This is a genomic window from Kamptonema animale CS-326 (assembly GCF_028330895.1).
In the GTDB taxonomy this organism is placed as follows: Bacteria; Cyanobacteriota; Cyanobacteriia; order Cyanobacteriales; family Microcoleaceae; genus Kamptonema; species Kamptonema formosum.
In genome coordinates, this window is record NZ_JAQMUA010000006.1 from 23,779 (window position 1) to 30,149 (window position 6,371).

General features: G+C 46.2%; 6 protein-coding genes. 2 read left to right on the forward strand and 4 right to left on the reverse strand.

Features of this window, described 5'->3' with window-relative positions:
• Positions 1-107: 107 nt before the first annotated feature.
• The 3 genes from PN499_RS00255 to PN499_RS00265 form a co-directional block, all read right to left on the reverse strand.
• Complete coding sequence (locus PN499_RS00255; RefSeq protein ID WP_272029584.1) at positions 108-878, reverse strand: PspA/IM30 family protein; 771 nt, start codon at positions 876-878, stop codon at positions 108-110.
• Between the two features lie 461 nt (positions 879-1,339).
• Complete coding sequence (locus PN499_RS00260) at positions 1,340-2,032, reverse strand: PspA/IM30 family protein (RefSeq protein ID WP_272029585.1); 693 nt, start codon at positions 2,030-2,032, stop codon at positions 1,340-1,342.
• 165 nt (positions 2,033-2,197) lie between these two features.
• Complete coding sequence (locus PN499_RS00265; RefSeq protein ID WP_272029586.1) at positions 2,198-3,451, reverse strand: hypothetical protein; 1,254 nt, start codon at positions 3,449-3,451, stop codon at positions 2,198-2,200.
• A 710-nt stretch (positions 3,452-4,161) separates the two neighbouring features.
• Between PN499_RS00265 and PN499_RS00270 the strand changes: the two genes are divergently transcribed.
• A complete protein-coding gene (locus PN499_RS00270; RefSeq protein ID WP_007354990.1) occupies positions 4,162-4,440 on the forward strand; it encodes a hypothetical protein in 279 nt (92 codons plus the stop codon).
• Positions 4,441-4,774: 334 nt separating this feature from the next.
• Positions 4,775-5,446, forward strand: a complete 672-nt coding sequence (hxpB, locus tag PN499_RS00275) for a hexitol phosphatase HxpB (protein ID WP_272029587.1) — start codon at positions 4,775-4,777, stop codon at positions 5,444-5,446.
• Between the two features lie 74 nt (positions 5,447-5,520).
• Here the strand turns inward: hxpB and menB are convergent, their stop codons facing one another.
• Positions 5,521-6,354 (reverse strand): 1,4-dihydroxy-2-naphthoyl-CoA synthase, encoded by an 834-nt coding sequence (gene menB / locus PN499_RS00280; RefSeq protein ID WP_272029588.1) that lies wholly within the window; start codon positions 6,352-6,354, stop codon positions 5,521-5,523.
• Positions 6,355-6,371: the final 17 nt, after the last annotated feature.

Consider the following 6,371-nt stretch of genomic DNA (forward strand, 5'->3'; position numbering starts at 1 on the left):
TGACAATTACTTACATCTCAGTATTGTTGACAAAATAACAAAGGTGTGATAATTGCCTTCTGCCTTCTGCCTCCTGCCTCTTACCTCCTGCCTTCGGTAGATAGAGACTAGATTTTATTGAGCTGCGATCGCAACTCTTCCAGTTCTGGATCGACAACGGAATTCGACGTGCCAGAAGTTTGACCCGCCGCAGGGAGAGAACCAGTTGTCGCTGGAGCCAAGTTCATCTGTGCCTTCAGAGCCGCCAAATCATCGTCAACGCCACCGCCAGCTTCCAACTTCAGAAACTCTTGTTCCAAACCAGAGCCAGCAGCCAACTCCGCCGATGCACCTGCACGAGCTTCCATCTGCAAGACTTTTTCTTCCATCCGCTCGAAAGCACCCATAGAGCTGCTTGTATTCAGCGAGCCGATCGTGCTATTTAATTGCTCCTGAGCCTTAGCAGCAGAGATACGCGCCTTAAGCATATCCTTCTTGGTTTTAGCTTCGGAAATCTTGCTTTCCAGAGCGATCAAGTTGCGCTTGAGACTTTCCATCTGACCAGTTTGCTGATCCAAACTAGCCTTCAGCGTCGCCGCCGTTTCGGCGTAAGACTTCTTGCGAACCAGCGCTTCGCGGGCCAAAGCTTCATCCCCTTTTTGGAGAGCTAACTGAGCTCGCGATTGCCACTGGTTGGCTTGAGATTCAGCTTGAGCGGACTGTGTCTGAGTGCGTTTTTGAGTAGCGATCGCGCTAGCAACAGCTTGGCGCAACTGCACCAAGTCCTCCTGCATATCAATGATGGACTGTTCTAAAATCTTTTCTGGGTCTTCAGCCTTATTGACCATATCGTTGAGATTGGCTCTCACAACTCGGCTAATGCGATCAAATAATCCCATAACGCTATTTTTCCTTTATTGGGGTTTACGAGGTAGGTGGGAAGGAAGCTCTAGGCATCAGCCTGCGAGCGCGAAATTCTGGCGATCCGATTTTTAAATGAGATTGGTCTCAAGCAACTTTCCCAAGCGCATAAATCCAGTTTAAAGCGATCTTTCTGAGACTTGCAGCAAAGCTCCTTGAAGCTAATTTATCAAGTTTATTTCAGTCCTTTATTAAAGATTCATACATAACTACCCCAGATCCTAACAGATATAGTAGCACGTTCATTATCACCCCACCCTCTGAGCGATTATGGCTCCGCAAGCGAGAGCGTCCTTACCGTGAGGGTAAGTTCTGCAAAGCTAGCCGTAACGCCGCCATCCTGGCGGTATCTTTACCGCTTCTATTCCCTTCTTCCCTTCTTCCCTTCTTCCCTAGCCCTGAGCATCATAGCCCCTAGCCCCTACTCCCTAGCTATACATCACTCGCCCGAAGGCAATTTAGGTGAATTGTTACCAGGCAGTATTTGCGCTTTCATCGCCTCCAACTCAGCATCAACATCGTTCGCTCCTTCCAAGGAGAGAAATTTCTTTTCTAAATCGCTAGTTCCAAGTTCTGCGATCGCCTCTGAGCGAGCTTCCAGTTGCATCACTTTCTCCTCCATCCGCTCAAAAGCGCCTAAAGCACTCCCTGTGTTCAGATTTCCCATCATCTCATTCAACTTCTCAGAGGCCTTAGCCGATCGCGCACGGGCAATGTACATATCTTTTTTAGTTCTTGCCTCCGAAATTTTCCCCTCCAAGACCCGCATATTATCCTTGAGTTTAGTCACAATGCCGCTCTGCTGTTCTAGCTGCGCCTTGATTGCTGTTGCCGTCTCTTGGTAAGATTTCCGCCGCGTTAGAGCTTCCCGCGCCAAATTTTCCTCTCCTTTTTGTAGCGCTAACTGGGCCCGCTGATACCATTCTGAAGCAGCAGACTCAGATTGGGCGCATTGTCGCTCACTACGCTTTTGAGTAGCGATCGCCTGTGCTACTGCCTGTCTAAGCTGCACCAGATCCTCCTGCATATCCATCACGCTCTGTTCCAGAATCTTTTCTGGATCTTCCGCCGCGCCAACCAAACTATTAATATTGGCGCGAATCACTCGCCAGATGCGGTCAAATAATCCCATACGAATTCTCCGAATTTTAAATTTTAAACTTGAGGACTGAGGGGCGGGGGAGTAAATTAAAAATTAAAAATTAAAAATTAAAAATTAAATCTCACAATTTTTAATTTTGCATTCTTTTTTAATTTTGCATTTTTAATTTTTAATTAATTAAGTTACTCCCCTAACTCAGGGTTGATAATATTTAGCTGCAACGCCTTTTTCTTCGAGTTCTTTTACCAAACGCTCGGCTGCTCTAGGATCTTCCAAAGCCCCCATTTGGATCTTGACACCATTTGGGAATTCCCGGACATAGGCATCTGCAACTGCTGTTCGCGCCTGCTCTAAAGATTTTTCATTGCTGTAATCTAGGACTACGTAATAGTAACCATCTTGAGCTTTTACAGGGATGCCAGGATTTGAGACAACGGGCTTTGGTGTTGCTGCTGGGGATGCCGCCGACTTCGCCGCCGATGGTATGGGAGCTAATTGACGGGCGGCTACTGGTGTTGGCGATGGCTTCGGAAGTAGAGCTCTGGTGAGATTGTTAAGGCCCTCGTCGTTTGTATTGGTTGCATTCGCCGGTTCTGGTGGTATTGGGTTAGGTAAACTTACCCCAGCAACGGGCTTGGGAGTAGGCGGTATTGAAGGTTTAGCCGATGGTACAGGAATAGGAATTGGAGTTGGCTTGACATTGCTCAGGGTGCTCAAATCTAGTTCAACAAACTCTTTGGAAGCTAGATTGGGAGCTTTTGGGAGATCCGCCTGATTGCTGCTGTCGGCTGCTGCGGTATTCGCGGGACTTGCGGCAGGGGTGGGACTGCTTTGCTTGAGCCAGCGGTTGAATCCCAGATTAGCCAGAATTGAGGGATTGATGACTGTGTAGCCGAGAGCAATGCAAGATAGCAGGAACAGCAGCATTGAGCTTAATCCCAAGGGTGTAAACAGACTTGCTGTTAAACTTCGTTCTGTTTCGGGTTCTAGTTGTCTCTCGTCTAAACTTTTGAGAAGTTCTTCGCTAGAGGCGAGGTAATCATTGGGCGATCGCTGGTTCTTAGCTGATTTGGCAGATAGGCGATCGCTTTCTGCTGATGTCAAAGTTTGGTCTGCGGCGTTGTCTGCGATCGCTAGTTGTGAGGCTGGCGATCGCGTCTCGAAATGAATAGTTTGTCGCGGCTTCATCTCTGGTGATAATACCGTCTGCTGCTCAGCTAGGTTGTCTGTCGCCGCAGGAGAGATTAAATCTAGGGAGGGACTGGCTGGCTTAGCGCCAAGGCTGACAGATGGAGCTACCCATTGTTGCGATCGCTGTCGTTGCCGCCGATACTGGCTCACTTCTTCTTCCAGGTTTACGTCTAAACAGCCCATAACAGCCTGTAGAGCAGGCTTGATTTGATTTGAGGATAATTTATCCGGTGATTCAACCGAGGAACGCTTACTCATAAAAAAACTCCTACCACCTCTTCATCGATTTTAGAACTTTAAAGTATTGGGTTGCCCTTCCACCAATAGTTACTCAAATCTGACGACTCAGATTTTACCTTGGCTTCCTGTTTCATTTTGGCTACTCGGCTGCTTCGGTGTCCGCGAGCGTAACTTCAGCCTAAACGACGCTTACTTTTTCCGAGAGGACTTGAGCCAGATGGATTGCTGTGTTTAAGTCCCGATTTAACCTTAACTGGTAGTCAACAGTTAGACCAGCATCGGAGGATGGAGACAAAAGACTTAGGTCAAAGGCAGAAGGTAGACAGGAAAAAACTTAGGTAGCCAGCTTTTGGGCGGTCTGTCTCTTATGTTTAATTATGACCTCATCGTTATGAGTTATTTAAAACTAATAACTCATAATTGATAACTGCTCTCTTTTTCGGCCTAAAATATTTGTCATTTACGATACATATTTTTAGAGAAGCGTTTAACTTTTGGCTTGATCCCCATTAGTTTTTTAATGCTTCAGCCTAGCTTCGCTCCTAGTCATGCTCCAGAACTTACTTAGATTATTTCTATATATAACAGAATTATAAATAAATTGTTAAGGTTACTTTTAGCGTGGGGATCGCTCTAAGCGATACAGAATAAAGGATTGGGTACTTTCCGGCATACAAACAGAACATTGCACAATTAAAAGGTGAAGATTATGCGCTAAGGGAATTTTTATGAAAACCTCGTTAACTTCAGCTTGCCGTCACTGTAGGTATTATACGCCAGAAGGAAGACGTGGTGGTGTTTGCCAGCAGCTTAATGTCCCGGTTCAAAGCGCATGGGCTTCTTGTTCTTTGGCGATCCCACCCTTTGCCCCTGTTTGGGAAGAAATAGAAGAGATGGTGATCTCGCAGCAGCACGAAGTGAACTTGCGGGGTGCGATCGCTCTCCCAGTTTCCGAGCTTGAACCCCAGGAACCCGCTCGCTCGGTTCTAGCTAAAATCCCTAGCTAAGGAATAAAGATTAAATTAGTGTTCCCGTTAATTCCCGCTAGAGTTAACAAATCTTTCAATAAATTTTTCCAAGGTGCGGGATTCCCTAGATTTAACCGCCACCAGGACTTTAAATCTTTCTCTTACAAGCCAAGGAGAGTAGAAATTATAAGGCAATAAAATCTATTTGCCTACAATTGGGTGGATGCGTTTTTATAACTTGCGTTCTGGAACGGATGCGTTTGAAATTTAGGATGATAAGAGTTAGACACAAAGCTGATGGCTGGTATTGTCTGCGATCGCGTTGAGAACAAAACAGTCATGGTTGTCGATCTAGGCGCTTGAGGGAAGTTTGATGCTGGACTTGGCTGTAATCTTCGATATGGACGGATTACTAATTGATAGTGAGCCTCTGTGGTGCAAAGCAGAAGTGGAGATATTTAACGCTCTGGGAGTACCACTAAAAGAGAGTATGTGTTCTCAAACAATGGGTTTGCGTATTGATGAGGTTGTCAGTCATTGGTATGCCAGATTTCCTTGGATGGGTGTTAGTCAGTCCGCAGTAGCCGAACAGATTATCAAGCGGGTAAACGAACTGGTAGAAACAATCGGAGAGCCCATGCCAGGGGCGGTGGAAGTAGTGCAACTATGTCAGCAGATGCAGTTGCCTTTAGCATTAGCCACTTCATCTGCCATGAGTTTGGTTCACTCCGCTTTAAATAGGCTAGGTTTGCAAGACGCATTTGATGTCTTAAATTCTGCCGAAACAGAAGAATTTGGCAAACCCCATCCAGCCGTGTATCTAACAACTGCTGCTCGTTTGGGCATACATCCAAGCAAGTGCGTAGCGTTTGAAGACTCCGTTCGGGGTATGAACAGCGCTAAGGCAGCAGGGATGAAATGTATCGTTGTGCCAGCAGTAGAGGAACGAGCAGATCCCCGGTTTGCGATCGCAGATTTCAAGCTAGATTCACTTGAAGCGATTGACGAGTCTTGGCTAAAAAATTTGAGGCTATTAAAAAGCTAGTGCAATTAGCAACCCTACAATAATTTTTTAATTGAGAATTTTGAGAATAATTTACTCTCCTGTTGAAATTGTGCCTATGGGAGCCAAGGAAATTTACGAAAATCGGGCTGGCGCTTTTCCAAAAATGCTTGTTTCCCCTCAGCCCCCTCCTGAGTCATGTAATACAATAATGTGGCATTACCTGCTAGTTCTTGTAGCCCCGCTTGGCCATCGCAGTCAGCATTAAAAGCAGCTTTCAGACAACGAATTGCGATCGGACTTTTATCCAAAATCTCATTAGCCCACTGAATCCCCTCCTGTTCCAACTGTTCCACAGGTACAACACAGTTAACTAAACCCATTGCTTCAGCTTGCACTGCTGTATATTGACGACACAAGTACCAAATTTCCCGCGCTTTTTTCTGCCCCACAATTCTTGCCAGATAACTTGCACCAAAACCCCCATCAAAACTCCCGACTTTTGGGCCTGTCTGTCCAAAAATGGCATTTTCAGCAGCAATTGTGAGGTCACAGATTAGATGCAAGACATGACCCCCACCGATCGCGTAACCTGCAACTAGGGCAATGACAACTTTGGGCATCGATCGAATTAAGCGTTGCAAATCTAATACGTTTAGCCGGGGAATGCCTGCCTCATCTACATATCCCCCCGATCCCCGAACGCTTTGGTCGCCGCCAGCACAAAAGGCGTATTTCCCATCTGTATGCGGGCCAGCACCAGTGAACAGAACAACACCAATTTGACTATCTTCACGGCTATCGGCAAAAGCGTCGCAGAGTTCAAAAACAGTTTTAGGACGAAAAGCGTTACGTTTGTGAGGGCGATTAATAGTAATTTTGGCAATACCGCCGCTTTTGTGGTAAAGGATATCTTCGTAAGTTTTGGCAGTTTGCCATTCAATTTGCATAGGAATAGGGACAGGAG